The sequence below is a fragment of the Chryseobacterium tructae genome (assembly GCF_030409875.1).
Lineage (GTDB): Bacteria > Bacteroidota > Bacteroidia > Flavobacteriales > Weeksellaceae > Chryseobacterium > Chryseobacterium tructae.
The window spans coordinates 2,294,266-2,311,709 of the sequence record NZ_JAUFQR010000001.1 but is presented as its reverse complement, the minus strand read 5'-3'; the positions used below and the strand labels follow the sequence as shown (position 1 = coordinate 2,311,709).

The following is a 17,444-nucleotide window of genomic DNA, read 5'->3' as shown; positions in this document are numbered from 1 at the left end:
TTTATAGTAATTTGATCTTATCATCGGAAATATCGATAATTTTATCTTTATAAAGTCCTCCGATCGCTTTCTTAAAGTTCTTTTTACTCATCTGAAGCTCATCCTTAATCTCTTCAGGAGTCGATTTATCTGAGACATAGAGAAGTCCGTAGTTTTCTTCTAACTTGTCCAAAATCTTTTGTTTGAACTCATCAATGTTTTCAAACCCTACAGGCTGTAAGGATATATCAATTTTTCCATCTTCGCGAATTTCTTTGATAAAACCAGATTCTTCTGATAAAGGATATAATTTTTTAAATACATCAGAAGTATAAATCAGTCCAATATATTTTTTATTGATGATAACATTCCATCCCAATTCACTTTCGTTCATCATAATCAAATCTACCTTATCTCCTTTCTGGAAAGGCAAATCCTGATATTGAGGATTTCTTTTGAACTTTGTTGTTCCTGTAATCAGCTCCATATCTTCATCAACATAAATGTAGACAAGATATCTTTTCCCTTCAATAATCTTTGTTTTTTGCTGCTTGTAAGGGATAAATAGGTCTTTGATGATTCCCCAATCCATAAAAGCCCCACTTGGAAGACTTTGTACACAGCTCATTACGGCAAACTCACCTACTTCAGCTAAAGGAATTTCAGTGGTAGCTTTCAATTTATCATCATCTTGGTACACAAAAACCTCAACATACTCACCCACTTCCTGATCCTCACGAATGAAGATTTTAGGAAGAAAAGCTTTTTCACCGGATTCTTCATCTATTAAGATCCATCCTGAATTATTTTTTTCTGAAATTTGTAAGTTTTGGGTTTTTCCGAGTTGCATTGATGATAAAATTAGCTCACAAAGGTACGGAAATTTGAAGGTTTTAACCTAGTGAATACTTTTAAGAATCATTTTATCTTTCAAACTGGCTTTAAAACCTATACATTTGAATAATAAAAAAACAGAAATCATGAAAAAATATTTTGCAACATCACTTCTTCTCTTTCTCATGACTGCCAATGCTCAAATACTGGATCGAACAGCCCTTAATCTCGCTTATCGCTATACGGGTAGAAATGTTTTACAAGCCGGTCTGGAATTCAGACTCGGAAAATCCAAGTACCAATCTGTCGTTCTTGGCCCTTCCGTTCTTTACACCCGCATCAACGGAACAGATAAGTTCATTCCGGAGGTTAATATCAACTTTGCTAATAACGGGCTGATGTTTGGGGTTTCCGGGAATCAGTATTCATTGGAGCCCAGAATAGGGATTTCGGTATTCAATCTTCTGTTTCTCAATGCCGGCTATGCATTTCCTATTCAGAGTGAAAAATATTTTAAAGGAATCACCTTTGGAATACAATTCAATATTGCACCGAAAGGATCCGATTTTTATGACAATATAAAAGTCATGTGATTTCTAAAGCAATCCCGGAAAAGAACAAATAAATTAAAAACTTCAGGGATGATTTTCGCCACGAATACACAAATTTTAACGAATAATTAAATAATAATCTCTCCCAATTTCCTATGTTTCTATGTTGAATTAAAAAAATTACAACATAGAAACATATTTTTTTACCTGGTATGATATATTATTAGTGCATTCGTAGCGAAAAAAATTTCGCAGATTTTTAGTGGTATTCTATTCAGATTTCGATATAAAATCCATCACCTCCCGCTTACTATTTTCAAAATCAAGAGCATCATACACCACGAAATATTTGTTTTTGTCCACACAGTTACGATACATTGATTTGGCCATGGCTATTTTATTTTTATCAAAGCTTAAGGATTTTACCAGATCTCTTATCTGTATAGCAGTAAACATTGAATTTCTCATCTGTTGATTAATCATGGCAACTTTTCCATCATCAAATTTTTCGTTTCTCTGCAACATTTCATAAAATTGCCGGAAAGTAGTATTATCCATTATATTTCCCTGCTTATTCCAATTTCCTGATTGATTTCCATAAGGATTATTCCACAGATCATTCCAGTCATTAAATCCATATTGTCCTTGTACAGGATATGAATCCAGTAAATATAAACCTTCATGGGTAAAAAAGTCTAATACCATCCTGCTGTTATTGCGAAGCATTAGAGAGCTTCTATAGATTAAAAATCCATTTTCATAAATTGATATTGGCATTCTTCCGGATTGAAGGTCAAAAAAACGATATTTTCCAGAGCCATTCGCGATCGTCTGATCTCCGACTTCAACGGTAAAAAAGCCCTGTTCAGGGATTCTTAAAAATACCTCAGCATATCCGTAGTTTCTGTTCCATTGATAATTGGGATTGTTAAATCTATCATTCTGATTACCCGGATTACGATCAAAGGTTTTATTTTTTGTATTCAATTGGGGAGACTTCATTTCTGAGACTGAGGCTTCATTTTTCAGCAATTCACCTACTTTTCCTGCCTCCTGAGCAAAAGAGCTCGCTCCAATCAAAAGCATTAAGCTGATAAAAATTTTCTTCATATTTAATTTTTCAAAAGCAATCTCCATTTTTATGCCAAAAAAATTGAAATTCTAAGCATTAGCTTTCATTTATTGTATGGATAAATTCTTAATGCACTCATATTTAAAAGTATGCTCTTAGATATTCAATGAATTAAAATTGTTGGAAAACACTAAGACGCAAAAAATTTAAATAATATACTGTTTTTAAGGCGCAAGAGAATCTAAGATTCCCAGCAAGAAAAAGTCATTTTCCTATTACAATATCCTATTTTCATTTTAATTATATAAGATTATCTGTGAATTCATGCTCATTAAAAGCTTGTTTTAGCAGTATACAATTTTATCGGAGATAAAATCCTCGCGCCTTAAAAACAAAAACTTTTCAAAAAAAATTTGCGACTTTGCGATTTCCAACACACTTACAATATTGGGATTGCTTCGCTTTGTCCGCAATGACCAAACCTTACTATATAATACAAAAAAGAGGAGCCATTGCTCCTCTTTTACTATTTATTTAAATGATTAACTTCTTAATCAAATATTACATGTGGATCGATCTTTTCGCTGTAGCATCCAATGCCGCTTCTTTGATCGCTTCTGCATACGTTGGGTGAGCGTGAGAACTTCTTGCAATATCTTCAGCACTTGCACGGAATTCCATTGCAATAACTCCTTCTGCAATAAGGTCAGCAGCTCTTGCTCCAATGATGTGCATTCCTAAGATCTCATCTGTTTTTTCGTCTGCAATAATCTTCACAAGACCATCAGTATCACCACTTGCACGGCTTCTACCTAAAGCTCTCATTGGGAAAGAACCTACTTTGTAAGCTACTCCTTCTTCTTTCAATTGCTCTTCAGTTTTACCAACACCTGCAACTTCCGGCCAAGTATAAACAACACCAGGAATTAAGTTATAGTTGATGTGGGGTTTCTGTCCAGCTAATATTTCAGCAACAAGAACTCCTTCTTCTTCAGCTTTGTGAGCAAGCATAGCTCCTTTGATAACGTCTCCGATCGCGTAAATGTTAGCAACATTCGTCTGAAGGTGATCGTTTGTTTTTACTCTTCCTCTTTCGTCAAGTTCTACTCCTGCTTTTTCAAGACCAAGACCATCTGTGTAAGGTCTTCTTCCTACAGAAACTAAACAGTAATCTCCTTCTACTACTACTTCTTCTCCTTTTTTATCTTTAGCGGTGATTTTTACAGTATCTCCGTTTCTTTCTACTGCTGAAACTGCTGTAGAAAGCATAAACTTCATTCCTTGCTTTTTAAGAACTTTAGTTAATTCCTTGCTTAAAGCTCCATCCATTCCAGGGATGATTTTATCCATGAACTCTACTACAGTTACCTGAGCTCCTAGTCTTAAGTATACAGATCCTAATTCAAGACCGATTACTCCACCTCCGATTACGACTAAATGCTTAGGAATTTCCTTTAGGTTTAAAGCCTCAGTAGAAGTAATTACTCTCTCTTTATCAAGAGAAATAAAAGGTAAAGATGATGGTTTAGATCCTGTTGCAATGATTGTATATTTTGATTCAATGGTTTCAGAAGAACCGTCATTCTTAGTGATTTTGATCTGAGTAGCAGATTCAAAACTTCCTAATCCTTCAAAAACAGTGATCTTATTTTTGTCCATCAAAAAGTTGATCCCTTTAGTCGTTTGATCTACAACTTCGTTTTTACGCTCAATGATTCTTGCAATATCTGCTTGTGGTTCATTGATAATAATTCCATGGCTTGCAAAATTGTGTTTTGCATTTTCGAAATGCTCAGAGCTATCAAGAAGCGCTTTTGACGGAATACATCCAACGTTAAGACAAGTTCCGCCTAAAGTTGAATATTTTTCAATAATTGCTGTTTTGAAACCTAACTGTGCTGCACGGATCGCAGCTACATAACCACCAGGACCGGAACCTATTACGGTAACATCGAATTGACTCATGTTATTTTATGAATTTGTTTATTATTATCTATCTTAAGTCTCACAAATTTACATATAAATTACCAACCCCCAAAGTGAGTTTTATCAATTTTGAGATCAAAAAATTTTAAATACCTTAACGCGGTTATCAATCTAGCTGTAGGCTGCCTTTTCCTATAGTTCCCGTACTCTCAAAAAAAGAACCTCCATACACATACCATTCAACATTTTCAAGATACTCCACTGCATTTTCCGGAGTTATCTGTGAACGATCTTTTTTCGAAACAATGCCCTTGTACCATCTTCCTGATTTGGAATAATGCTCATACTCAACAAAATAATGAATCCATATTCTTTGGCACAATTTGCATTGTTGAATGCTGACCTCTCCATGTCTTCCGTTTGTATGATCTATCCCTAATTCGGAACTTCTGTATTCAGTATAATTGTGGTCAGGTTTTTCACAAGCACATCCTATTTTAGGAATCATTTTCATTGTATTCTTATTTAAAACGCAAAAATACTAAAAAACACCTCAATCTGAATTGACCTACAGTCTGATATCTTGTCTTTTCAATCGGAAATAAATTTTAATATTAAAAAAAATCATCAGCATGGTCATCAACAAAGAAGGAAGAATCTGACTATAAGGTTTATAATCTGGTAAAAGAGTTCCCACAAATGCTGATAAAAGAGCTCCCATTGCACTTATCATTTTACTGGAATGCTCATAACGCCATAGATTACCATATCGGGATATCGGAATACAATACCGAAAGACATCATAAGAAACCACCAAAAGCAGATAACCTACTCCAGAATAGATGACTGCAGGATTCCAATAAAAACCAATGAATTTAAGATAATATATAAATATCAAAGCAGTGGCTAAAGCTCCCAACATCGCCAAAAGGTCTTTTATGTAAAAACGATTTGATTTTTCTTTTAAAATTCTGAATCCTGAGTAAGTATTATAAGCTGCAAGAATAGTAATCAATAACAAAAACAGGTTTCTTTTGAATACAATGACTCCAAAAGCTCCCGTCGTTACCACAACGAGCATACAATACACAAAAAAGTATCCGAGCTTAATATGCAGAGAAGTTCCTTTTCTTTTTAACAGGATCAGAAATCCGACAATTAATGCAAGAGTTCCGCTGATGACATGTATGATAATGTTACTTAAATGAAGAGAGTTATCCATCGTTTTTTGATGGCAAAAATCACATAAAACACAAGTCTAATCGTCCTAAATGATCGGTTAGGACTCTTTTCTTATAGATTTGGACTTCTTAAATTCAGATGGTGTCATCTCTGTTTCTTCTTTAAATATCTTATTAAAAGTAGACTTTGAATTAAAACCTGATTCAAAAGCGATTCCTAAGATTGAATATTTTTCAAACGCCGGATCTTTCAGCTTTTTCTTGACTTCTTCTACTCTGTAAGTATTCACGAATTTGTAAAAATTGGTATTGATTTCCTGATTGATGGTTTGCGAAAGCTGGTGCGTAGTAACTTTCATTAATAAAGATAGTTTATGCAAACTCAGTTCTTCATCAAGATAAGGCTTTTCTGTTTCCATGAACTCTAATAGTTTTTGAGAAAGGCCTTCAGAACTGCTTTTATTCTGAATATTAATTTTCTCTTCTTGCTTCATGACCATATCCACATCAAGCGTTCCCTGCTGATGAAACACAATGCTCTGTCTTAAGCTAAAAAATACAATACACAGTAAATAACAGCTTTGTACTACTGCAACGATTTGAAAGATTTTTTCAAAAGGGATAAGATCTGTTCGTGTTCCTAAAGCGATCATACAGAAAACTCCAATAAAAAGAACAATCAAGGAAATGATTATATACTTCAGCCAGTTAAGGTTAATTTTTTCAAGAGCTGAATAATATTCAGGAAGCATTTTCTGATATTTTTTTAAAGCCAGAAAACACAAAACAATGTATACAACGGGCACTACAGCCATTGGAAAAGTCATCAGATCCAACACTCTATTTTGCTCCTCATCAACAAAATAAGGAATACTGTTTTTGAACCCGATCTGATTATAAAAGAGTGAAACTCCAATAAAAAATAAACTGTAACAGATAAAAAACAAAGAATGCCGAATTATATTCACTAAGTTAAACTGAATATTAAAAGTAATCGAAATAACATACAGATAAAGCATTCCCATACTCAATACCGGAATTGCAAAACCAAAGGGCTGAATTATTTCAGGAAGTACAGTTGGAAATAGATAGTATAAAAGATTAGCTGCACCAATCAGCAACCAAACCATAAGGTAATAATCCGAAGAAACCTTTTTCTTCTTGGAAAGCAACAAAGCAATGCACATCAATGCAACAATGATTCCTGAAAAAGAAAGGCTTTCCAATATCATGATTAGGGAGTCATTTTGAAATATTTTAGTTTATTGAGCAGTTTATTAAATCTATCCATATTATTTGATCAGATCCAAAAGCACCTGCTCATACTTACTCAGTATAATATTTTTTGAAAATCTGGATTTAATAGAGTTTTTGATGGCATCGCGATTGTAATTTCCATGCGTCACTTTGATGATTTGCTGAGCGAAATCTTCATAGTTTTCAATATTGGCAATTTCGCCATTCACGTTGTGCTGAATGATCTCATTGATTCCTCCCGGGCAATTGTTCGCTAAAGAATAGGTACCACAAGCCCCTGCTTCGAGAAGTACATTGGGAAAACCTTCATATCTTGAAGACAAAATAAAGAGATCTGCATATTTTAAAAACTGATAAGGATTCTCTTGTCTGCCATGGAAAATAACATTTTTCAACCCTAAAAATTCTTTCATCTGAAGCAACACATCCCTATCTTTTCCATCTCCCAGGATATGAAGCATAATATTTTCATTTTTGAGCCTTGAAAAAACCTTCAACAGGTTATCAAATCCTTTTCTGGCTGATAAATTGCCTATGGCTACTACATTTTTATAGTTATATTTAAATCCATCAGGTTTTAGCGATGTTCTTAATTTTTCATCAATAAAATCAAAGTCCACAGGATTATTAATCTTAACAATTTTTTTCTTTTTAATATTAAAATTATCTACCAAATCCGTCATCATATCATCACTCTGAGCAATGATTTTCTGATAGTTATTGTAAAAATTATAGAAAAATTTAATTTCTTTTCTGGTAACATGCTGAGTTACTACATTCGTTTCTCTGGCAATAAACTTCGTTCTTGGAAAAAGCTTGATAAATAACGACAAATAAGCATTCACTTCTCCAAAACCTGAGAATACAATATCAGGTTTTCGTCTGTAGATTTCGCCTAAAATAGGTTTTAAAGAATGTCTGATTCTGTCTGTATTGATATCGATGATTTCAACATCTTTTTTCAGAAAATCAAGATATCCGCCTTGTTTACGCAACAGCAAAATCTTAGGCTCAAAACGATCCCTGGAAAGATGATTTGCAATGGTGGTAACTATTCTTTCTGCACCTCCGGTTTCTAAGTCCGGCAGAATAAATATGACAGATATTTTTTTCATCAGTTAAAGTTACTAAAAAGTTTAATTACAAGTCAAATATTCCTTTTACCATTGCCAGGAAAGCAAAGTAATCTCCACTTTTAAATAGGTGTTTGTTGGAATTCGCAAAGGCGCAATTTGTTTTTAATATCTGCTGCTATAAGACGCCAAGATTTTATCTTCGATAAAATTGTGTATTATTAAAATATACTTTTACCTTTTATTAATTGTCATTAATCATCTTATTTGTTAATAGCCTATGCAGTTTAAAGAATTTCGAACCACATACGCTATGGAATAGTATAATATCTATATGTAGGATTTCAGAACGAGATAAAAGAAAGCATTATCAATAAAACAATCGTGTATTAGTAGCTAAAAAATTATCCAAATTTATCATGCTAAATAAGCTATTAACATTTTCTAAAATACCACAAAAAAAGCTCTTCAATTGAAGAGCTTTTGATATTTTTTCATATTTCATTCCTTAGTTGGCAACATCACTGATGAATTTAATTCTCAGCATTCTTACCTCTTCATCAGACAATTCATCTCCAAATTCATCCAATAAAATCTTCATACTGTCACTTTCAGATTCGTTCATGAATTCCATGAAACCATCTACGATATCTTCATCAAAATTATCTTCAATATAATAATCGATGTTTAATTTGGTTCCCTGATAAACAATTCTTTCCATTTCTTTCAGAAGTTCATCCATAGAAAGATTCTTGGCTCTTGCAATATCTTCAAGATCGATCTTTTTATCCGTACTTTGGATAATGAAAACTTTGTGACTCGATTTATTGGCCACCTGTTTCAATACCATATCCTGAGTACGTTCTATATTGTTGTCTTCAACATATGTTTTGATATAATCAGCGAATTCTTTACCATATTTCTTGGCTTTTCCTTCTCCTACCCCATAAATTTTGTTGATTTCATCTATCGTAATCGGATACTGAACCGTCATATCTTCCAAACTCGGATCCATAAATACCGTATAAGGCGGAATTCCGTGTTTTTTGGCTACTTTTTTCCTTAGTTCCTTTAATAGGGTAAATAGTTTTTGATCTAACCCTCCTCCGGCTTGCTGCTGCAGCTGATCACTTTCTGCTTTAGCTTGTGTAAGATCAAATTCTCTGTCTTCAGCAATAAGGAAAACATCTTTAGATTTACCACTTAATACGTCTCTTCCTTTTTCTGCAATCTTTAAAACACCATACGTTTCAATATCTTTCTGCATGAAATTCTGAACTGTGGCCTGCCTTAGAATCGTCTTCCAATAATTGTCTTTTTCTTCCTTTCCAAAACCAAAATAAGAATTCTGTTCCAGTTTATAAGACTTGGTAACAGCGGTTTCTTTTCCTACAATAACGGAAATAAGATCTTTTGATTTAAACTTTTCTCCTGTACCGCTAATCAATTCAAGAACTTTCGTTAAATCTGCTGTAGCATCCTTTAGTTTTGGAGGATTAGATGAATTATCACACATTTGTGCGCCATCTCCCTTCACAGGATCAAAGCTTTCTCCAAAATAGTAAAGAATATATTGTCTTCTGCTCATTGAAGTTTCGGCATACCCTACCACTTCGTTTAAGAGTTGTAATCCTATTTCTCTTTCGGATACGGGCTTTTGAGCCAGAAATTTTTCAAGTTTTTCAATATCCTTAGGATCATAGAAAGCCAGACAATGGCCTTCACCACCATCTCTTCCCGCTCTTCCTGTTTCCTGGTAATAACTTTCCAATGATTTCGGAAAGTCGTAGTGAATTACAAAACGGACATCCGGTTTATCAATTCCCATCCCGAAAGCAATGGTGGCTACAATAACATCCACCTCTTCCATCAGGAATTTATCCTGATTGGCTACTCGCACCTTTTGATCAAGACCTGCATGATAAGGAAGGGCATTAATTCCGTTGACTTGCAGAAGTTGGGCAAATTCCTCCACTTTTCTTCTGCTCAGACAATAAACAATTCCTGATTTTCCTTTATGCTGGTTGATAAATCTAACGATCTCTTTATCTATATTAATTTTAGGAGTTACCTCATAATATAAATTCGGACGGTTGAAACTCTCCTTAAAGACCAAAGCATTGGTCATTCCCAGTGTTTTCTGAATATCATCCTGAACCTTCGGTGTAGCAGTAGCCGTAAGGGCAATTACTGGTACACTAGCGATTTTGTCAATAATCTGTTTAAGGTTTCTGTATTCCGGTCTGAAATCATGTCCCCACTCTGAAATACAGTGTGCCTCATCAATAGCAAAGAAAGAAATCTTAACTTCTTTTAAAAAGTCCAGATAATCATCTTTTATCAATGATTCAGGAGCTACATACAAAAGCTTGGTCTTCCCGCTTTTAATATCGTCAAAGACCTGTTTGTTTGTGTCTTGTTTAATGATGAATTTAATACATGCGCTACCCCATCCTCAGATGACAGCCCATTTACGGCATCCACCTGATTCTTCATTAACGCTATTAAAGGTGAAACAACAATTGCTGTTCCCTCCGAAATAAGTGCCGGAAGCTGATAACATAATGATTTACCACCACCTGTAGGCATCAAAACAAATATATCCTTCCCATTCAATAGGTTTTCTATAATCAGTTCTTGTTGTCCCTTAAATGTAGAAAACCCAAAATACTTTTTCAATTCGCCTGATAAATTGGCTTTTTTTGCGCTCATCTAATTTTCTATTGCTAAATTTGCATCTCACCCAAAGTTATAAAAATTCTGCTTAAAATAAAAGCGAACGAATTTATAAAAAATAAAATTTATATTAAATATTGTTTTTAAAATATAACGTTTTTTGAAAACTTTTTTGTATACCTTATTATCATAAAATGGATAGAACCAGCATTATATCAATTGCTAAAAGTACCTTAGAAATTGAAATTTCAGAATTAGAAAAGCTAAAAAACAGGATTGACGACCAATTTGCCCAGGCTGTAGAGATTATTCACTCTGCAAAAGGCAAATTAATTGTAGTAGGAATTGGAAAATCAGCTCATGTGGGGAATAAAATTGTGGCTACTCTAAATTCTACAGGAACACCATCACAATTTTTACATGCTTCAGAAGCTATTCATGGTGACCTTGGAGTGATCCAAAAACAGGATGTAGTGCTTTGTATTTCTAATTCCGGGAATTCTCCTGAAATTACCAACCTTGTTCCTTATTTAAAGGATTATTCTTCTGCTTTAATTGGAATGACAGGAAATAAGAGCAGTAAACTGGCTGAGTTTTCAGAAATTATTTTGGACACTCATGTTGATGTAGAGGCTTGCCCTAATAAACTAGCTCCTACAAGTTCTACCACTATTCAAATGGCATTAGGAGATGCCTTGGCAGTTGCTTTAATGGAACTCAACGACTTCAAAGCGAATGATTTCGCCAAATTTCACCCTGGAGGAAGTTTAGGAAAAAACCTTACTTCCAAAGTGGAACAGTTCCTTTCTTCACAAAAACCTCAGGTTTCTGAAGATGCCCCCATCAGAGATGTTATCATTTCTATCAGTGCATCAAGCCACGGAATCACTGTGGTTACAACTGAAGATCAGATCATTGGAGTGATTACCGATGGTGATTTAAGAAGAATGCTGATGAAAGGAGAAGATATCACTAAGGTTATGGCAAAAGATATTATGTCTGCAAATCCAAGAACCATCGAAAAAGATGCCCTTGCCAAAGAAGCAATGAAAATTTTAAAAGGCAATAATATTGGTCAGCTGGTCGTTACTGAGAACGGAAAATATTTCGGAATCATTGATCTGCATAAATTGCTTGATGAAGGAATCAACTAATCTTGACTAAGATGAGTCATTTTTTAAAAGAACATATTCAGAAAATTGTCAGCCTCACAGATGATGAGTTTGACATGATTCAAAGTTTTTTTGTAAAAAAAAGATTCCGGAAAAGACAGTTTCTGATACAGGAACATCAGCTGGTACATGAAATATTCCTTATAGAAAAAGGTATTCTTAAAAGTAGTTTCATAGATAATACAGGAAAAGAGCATATTCTTCAATTCGCTGCTTCTAACTGGTGGATTTCAGATTTTGCAGGATTTTTCAAGCAAGAAACTTCATCACTGGCAGTTGATTGTATTGAAGATTCAGAAGTTCATGTGATCTCCTATGAAGACTTAAATACCCTTTGTACAAAAGTTCCGGCCATGGAACATTTTTTCAGGGTAAAATCTAATTTTGGATATGTAGCCTTACAGCAAAGAATACTTTCTTTAATGAGTAAATCTGCGAAGGAACGCTATGAAGATTTTATAAAACAATATCCCGGTTTTATAGATCACATTCCGAAACAGCTTATTGCAAGCTATCTGGGAGTATCTAGAGAAACATTAAGCCGATTATACTAAAAAAAGATGTGACCTGTGTCACATCTTTTTTTTGAGGTATATCCTTGTTGTAGCATTTTAAAAATTCCAATCTTTGTAGTATAATTTTTAACAACAATACCAATGAAAAAGAAAGCATTAATCGTAGTGACAAGTGTGGAAAAATATCCTAATATGGAAAGAGCAACAGGCCTATGGTTGGGTGAAGCAGTTCATTTTTATGAAAAGCTGCAAGAAAAAGGCTATGAAATTGATTTTGTAAGCCCGAAAGGAGGGTATACTCCACTGGATCCTATTTCTATACAAATGTTTGTACAACCTGTAGATTGGAAATATTATGCTGATGAAACGTTCAGAAATAAATTAGGAAACACTCTAACTCCAAAAGACATCAATCCTGATGATTATGGTGTAATCTACTATGCCGGGGGTCATGGTGTAGTTTGGGACTTCCCTGATAATAAGGAATTGCAGGAAATAGCACGTCGTATTTATGAAACAGGAGGAATTGTATCCTCTGTATGTCATGGAGCTGTAGGGCTTTTTAATATTAAACTGTCTAATGGAGAACTTCTGATCAAAGAAAAAACAGTGACGGGCTTCTCCAATTCAGAAGAAATTGCAGCAGAATTGGCAGATCATATGCCTTACCTTACCGAAGATGTATTTAAAAATAAAGGGGCCCATTATGTAAAAGCTGATCAGGATTTTGTTCCTTTTGCTGTAGCCGATGGAAATCTGGTAACGGGACAAAACCCTCAATCCGGAGCTGCTGTAGCAGAAAAAGTATTAGAGATCCTTGACAAATAATTGAATCTTATTATAAAAACAACGGACAGCTTGAAATGATTTTGAGCTGTTTGCTGTTGTACTTGAAAGTCACTTTAAGAATAGATCAATAATCTGTAACATAATCCTGAACAAATTCATGACTAATAAATTCTAAATACTGATTATTATTTCATAATTTCGCAGACTTAAACTGCTTGCCTTTTCTAAAGGTGGTATTTTGACAGATTCTATTATATGGACAATAATAAAGACATGTCCTTTCTGGGGCATATTGGAGAATTAAGAGGACATTTGGTTCGTTCGATTATTGCTATCATCGTTGCAGCCTTTGTAGTTGGATTCAATATCAACTGGATCATGGATCATATCTTTTTTGGGCCTACCAGAAATGATTTCCCGACCTTCAAAATTGTTAATCATTTTTCAAGGATGATTTTAGGAGAAGACAGTATTCACCTTCCGAAGGATTTCCCTGTACGTGTACAAAGGTTATATCAGCAGTTCAATGTGATGATGGCCGTTTCGGTCTTTGGAGGAATGGTAGCTGCATTTCCTTATATCGTTTGGGAATTATGGCGTTTCATCGGCCCGGCTTTACATCCAAGAGAGAAAAAGAATTCAATCTATATCATTAATGCTGTATGGATGCTTTTTATGACAGGGGTATTATGTGGTTACTTTTTAATCCTGCCTTTCGCAGTTAATTTTGGAGTTATCTTTAAAATTTCAGATATTATAGTTCCTCTTTATGATCTGAGCGACTATACTACATTATTTTTACAGGTAGTTCTTGGAATGGGTGTTATTTTCCTTTTTCCTATTCTGATCTATTTCCTTACCAGTATCGGAATTCTTACTCCTGTATTTATGAAGACCTACCGTCGTCATGCTATTGTATTGATCATGGTGGTCGCAGCAATTATTACTCCGGCGGATGTACTAAGTATGTTGATGGCTGCTTTCCCATTACTTATATTATATGAGTTCAGCATCATGATGTGTACTTTTACTTATAAAAGGGTCCAAAAAAGCAACGGAAATCTTCCTGCTGTACAGAAATAACAATATTATATAATTAAAAAAGAGCTTGTTTCATGATGAATCAAGCTCTTTTTTGATGTTTAATATGATTAAATATTTTTTAAAATTACATTTATGGCGAAAAAAAACACCCAAATTGACAATTACATAGATTATCATTTATAAAAATAAAAAATAATCTAAAATTAAACACTTTTACATGTATTTTATCATAAAATTGGTTAAATTTACGCGGAGTTCATAAAACAACTTTAGTTTATTACAATATATTATGAAAAAAAAAGTTACTTTCTTATTTGCGTTAGCTATAGGCTTAACAAGCTTGCAAGCCCAGCGTTGGGAACCGGTTTCCCAAAGAATTAGTCCGATCAGGAAAGAGGTAAACGTCCTTCATTCTTACAAATTTGACCTCAATACGTTGAGAGAATTATTAAAAAATGCTCCGGAAGCAGGCCAAGGAAATCCGGTAGTTGTTTCTCTTCCTACCACTGACGGAAAAGTTGAAAGATTTTCAGTCTACAGTTCTCCTGTTGTAGCAAAATCAATGGCTGAAAGGTATGAATTAGGCGCTTATTCCGGTGTCGGACTGGATAATCCTACAAAACAGGTAAGATTCAGTACAGCTCCCAATGATTTCCAATCGATGCTTTTTGATTCCAAGACGGGAAAATATGAATTTATAGAACCTATCAATAAGGAAAAAGATGTGTATGGTGTTTTCTTTAAAACAAACAAAACATCAGACGGAACTCCTTTTGAATGTAACACATCTGAGCCTGAGAATGCCAAAAAGCAAATGAAGCAACTTCTACAGTCAAAAAAAGGAGTAAGCGGCGCAGGAATTTCTAATAAAAATAATGATCAAAAGTATAGAACATATAGACTTGCCGTTTCTGTAAACGGAGAGTATACCCAACTTGCCGGAGGTGTTCCGGGCGCTGCTGCACGTATTAATGCGACCATCAACAGAGTAAATGGTGTGTATGAAAAGGATTTAGGAATTCATTTGATTGTACAGGATTTTCCACAAGTTATTTTTACAGATCCGGCTACAGATCCTTATTCAAATGTTATTGCCAATACTAATGGTACTTACAGCGCTCCTTCAGCATGGAATTTACAGGTTCAGCAAACACTTACCAACACCGCAGGTATAGGTAATGGAGCCTATGATGTTGGCCACTTTTTCGGACACAGAGGTGGTGGTGGTAGTGCAGGAAGAGTCGGAAATGTGTGTATAAATCCTGCCAACAATAATGATGCTACTTCTAAAGGAGCTGGAATCACTTCACCATCTGTAGTAGATCAGCCTTTCGGTGATGCTTTTGATATTGATTATGTAGCTCATGAATTAGGACACCAGCTGGGAGGACGTCACACAATGACGGTCAATCAAAATCAATCGGATGTTCCAATAGAACCAGGATCAGGATCTACCATTATGGGATATGCAGGAATTACTGCGGCCAATGTACAAATGCATTCAGATGCTTACTTCCATGTCATTAATATTGAACAGATACAAGCTTATGTAAATAGTAAAACCTGCGGAATTACTACTCCGGTTGCCAATACACCTCCAGTGATACAACCACTCACTAATAGAATTATTCCAAAAGGAACTGCTTTTGTATTAACAGCCAATGCCTCCGATGCTCAAAATGACCCTATGACTTACACATGGGAGCAATATGATATTTCAACTACACTATTTAATGCCTTAACCTCTACCCGTACCGGTGGTGCTGCCTTCAGATCTCTATCTCCAACCACTTCACCTACCCGATATTTCCCAAAACTGACAACCGTACTTAGTGGAAACCTTACTACAGTGCAGGACTGGGAACTTTTACCTAGTGTAGCAAGACTAATGAATTTTAAAGTAACAGTAAGGGATAATAACCCTGATATTACTCAACAACAAACCCAAAGCAGTTTGGTAAAAGTAGACGTTGGTAATGACGGGCCATTCAAGGTAACCTCAACTACTGTTTATAACAACCTCGCTGGCGCCATTACCTGGGATGTTGTGAATACAAACAGTTCTCCTTATAATGTACAGAATGTTAAAATAGACTATACGACAGACAACGGAAATACATGGACAGTTGTTACACCATCTACTCCTAATGACGGGGTTGAACCTTTTTCATTCTCATCACTTGCCACAGGTTCTAATCTCAAAATCAGAGTAAGTGCTATTGATAACATCTTTTATGCAATTGGAAATGCCACTGTGTCTGCTTCAGCAAACCCTTGTTCTACCGACACCGCTACTACAGGAATTGCAGCCACTGGAGTTACAAAGTCTTCAGCCAACATAAATTGGTCTGCTCTTCAAGGAGCAGAGTATTCTTTACTATATAGAAAAGTAGGGGCTACAACATGGGTAACTGTTCCTGTATCAACTAACTCTTCTTATCTTTCAGGATTAGAGCCAGCTACTCAATATGAGGTGCAAATAGCCAATGTATGTAACACTACAGTTGGAACCTATTCGTCTTCTACCAATTTTACTACCCTACCGTTTATTTGTCCGGTTTCTGCTGATCCTTCGGATGAGTATATTTCTAATGTTACGGTAACACCTGCAGGTATGAACCCTATTTCCAATACGAGTACGGCTTCTTCATACACAGATTACACCACCGATCAGACAAAATTAATTACTCTAAAACCAGGATCATCAAACAATACGATCAGTGTAACCAAAAAATGGACAAGTACAACTACTTATAACGAAGGAGTAACAGCATGGATAGACTTTAATAAAGACGGATATTTTGCTGAGTCTGAAATTATTTTCACAAGTGTTCCTAATAAAATTACTCCGGTAACAGGAACATTCTCTGTACCTATGAATGCTTATACAGGAGGAAATGTGATCATGAGAGTTGTAATGGCATATGGTACCCAGCCACAAAACGGTTGTAGCAGCCAGGATTATGGTGAAATAGAAGATTATCCTATCCTTATCCAACAAGAGCTTTCTACAAGCGATATAACAAAAGACAAAGCTTCAATCCAGATCTATCCTAACCCGGTAAGTGATGTACTGAATGTAACTCAGGTTTCTCCTAAGGCACAATTCTCAATCACCAATATAGCAGGGCAAAAAGTAATGAGCGGCCAGATCTCAGACAATAAGATCTCCGTTTCAAGACTAAGCACTGGAGCGTATGTCATTTCAATTGAAGATAAAGGAACTATCTCAAATCTGAAATTTATTAAGAAATAAAAAATCCTCCTATTTATAAAGCCCGGCACTAGTCGGGCTTTTTTTATGTATTATCCTTAAGGGTTTCATCAAAAAGATTCAGTCTACTTTATTTAATATAATTTCTGATGATGGGTATT

Annotated in this window: 14 protein-coding genes and 1 pseudogene; 6 read left to right on the top strand and 9 right to left on the bottom strand. The window is 35.0% G+C overall.

Annotation, left to right across the window (positions count from 1 at the left end; all coding sequences use genetic code 11):
- Nucleotide 1: 1 nt before the first annotated feature.
- Entirely contained in the window at nucleotides 2-829 is an 828-nt protein-coding gene (locus QWZ06_RS11420) for a CvfB family protein (RefSeq protein ID WP_290298133.1), read from the bottom strand.
- 130 nt (nucleotides 830-959) lie between these two features.
- Between QWZ06_RS11420 and QWZ06_RS11415 the strand changes: the two genes are divergently transcribed.
- On the top strand, nucleotides 960-1,406 hold the full coding sequence (locus tag QWZ06_RS11415; RefSeq protein ID WP_290298131.1) for a hypothetical protein: 447 nt from the start codon (nucleotides 960-962) through the stop codon (nucleotides 1,404-1,406).
- A gap of 228 nt (nucleotides 1,407-1,634) precedes the next feature.
- On the opposite strand, the gene QWZ06_RS11410 is transcribed toward QWZ06_RS11415, so the two are convergent.
- The 8 genes and pseudogenes from QWZ06_RS11410 to QWZ06_RS11380 all read right to left on the bottom strand — a co-directional run.
- Nucleotides 1,635-2,474 (bottom strand): proline and serine-rich protein 1 family protein, encoded by an 840-nt coding sequence (locus QWZ06_RS11410; RefSeq protein WP_290298130.1) that lies wholly within the window; start codon nucleotides 2,472-2,474, stop codon nucleotides 1,635-1,637.
- Nucleotides 2,475-2,997: 523 nt separating this feature from the next.
- A complete protein-coding gene (gene lpdA, locus QWZ06_RS11405; protein ID WP_160137345.1) occupies nucleotides 2,998-4,401 on the bottom strand; it encodes a dihydrolipoyl dehydrogenase in 1,404 nt (467 codons plus the stop codon).
- Nucleotides 4,402-4,528: 127 nt separating this feature from the next.
- Nucleotides 4,529-4,876, bottom strand: a complete 348-nt coding sequence (locus tag QWZ06_RS11400) for a hypothetical protein (RefSeq protein WP_290298128.1) — start codon at nucleotides 4,874-4,876, stop codon at nucleotides 4,529-4,531.
- A gap of 54 nt (nucleotides 4,877-4,930) precedes the next feature.
- Nucleotides 4,931-5,584 carry a DUF2306 domain-containing protein gene (locus tag QWZ06_RS11395; protein ID WP_290298127.1) on the bottom strand — a complete coding sequence of 218 codons (654 nt, stop codon included), beginning with the start codon at nucleotides 5,582-5,584 and terminating at the stop codon, nucleotides 4,931-4,933.
- A 57-nt stretch (nucleotides 5,585-5,641) separates the two neighbouring features.
- Nucleotides 5,642-6,775, bottom strand: a complete 1,134-nt coding sequence (locus QWZ06_RS11390; protein ID WP_290298125.1) for a helix-turn-helix domain-containing protein — start codon at nucleotides 6,773-6,775, stop codon at nucleotides 5,642-5,644.
- A gap of 60 nt (nucleotides 6,776-6,835) precedes the next feature.
- The gene (locus QWZ06_RS11385) at nucleotides 6,836-7,915 is read right to left on the bottom strand and encodes a glycosyltransferase (protein ID WP_290298123.1); all 1,080 of its coding nucleotides are present in this window, start codon (nucleotides 7,913-7,915) and stop codon (nucleotides 6,836-6,838) included.
- A 466-nt stretch (nucleotides 7,916-8,381) separates the two neighbouring features.
- Nucleotides 8,382-8,723, bottom strand: coding sequence for a hypothetical protein (locus QWZ06_RS27860; protein ID WP_353960012.1), 342 nt, complete (start codon nucleotides 8,721-8,723; stop codon nucleotides 8,382-8,384).
- A 108-nt stretch (nucleotides 8,724-8,831) separates the two neighbouring features.
- Nucleotides 8,832-10,462: pseudogene (locus QWZ06_RS11380) on the bottom strand (RecQ family ATP-dependent DNA helicase); the annotation flags it as partial.
- Between the two features lie 281 nt (nucleotides 10,463-10,743).
- Here QWZ06_RS11380 and QWZ06_RS11375 point away from each other — a divergent pair.
- The 5 genes from QWZ06_RS11375 to QWZ06_RS11355 all read left to right on the top strand — a co-directional run bounded on the left by QWZ06_RS11375 (nucleotide 10,744) and on the right by QWZ06_RS11355 (nucleotide 17,325).
- Complete coding sequence (locus tag QWZ06_RS11375; RefSeq protein ID WP_290298121.1) at nucleotides 10,744-11,703, top strand: KpsF/GutQ family sugar-phosphate isomerase; 960 nt, start codon at nucleotides 10,744-10,746, stop codon at nucleotides 11,701-11,703.
- A gap of 11 nt (nucleotides 11,704-11,714) precedes the next feature.
- Complete coding sequence (locus QWZ06_RS11370; RefSeq protein ID WP_290298119.1) at nucleotides 11,715-12,275, top strand: Crp/Fnr family transcriptional regulator; 561 nt, start codon at nucleotides 11,715-11,717, stop codon at nucleotides 12,273-12,275.
- Nucleotides 12,276-12,377: 102 nt separating this feature from the next.
- On the top strand, nucleotides 12,378-13,064 hold the full coding sequence (locus tag QWZ06_RS11365; RefSeq protein ID WP_290298117.1) for a type 1 glutamine amidotransferase domain-containing protein: 687 nt from the start codon (nucleotides 12,378-12,380) through the stop codon (nucleotides 13,062-13,064).
- Nucleotides 13,065-13,280: 216 nt separating this feature from the next.
- Nucleotides 13,281-14,108, top strand: coding sequence for a twin-arginine translocase subunit TatC (tatC, locus tag QWZ06_RS11360; protein ID WP_290298115.1), 828 nt, complete (start codon nucleotides 13,281-13,283; stop codon nucleotides 14,106-14,108).
- 250 nt (nucleotides 14,109-14,358) lie between these two features.
- A complete protein-coding gene (locus QWZ06_RS11355) occupies nucleotides 14,359-17,325 on the top strand; it encodes a reprolysin-like metallopeptidase (protein WP_290298113.1) in 2,967 nt (988 codons plus the stop codon).
- Nucleotides 17,326-17,444: the final 119 nt, after the last annotated feature.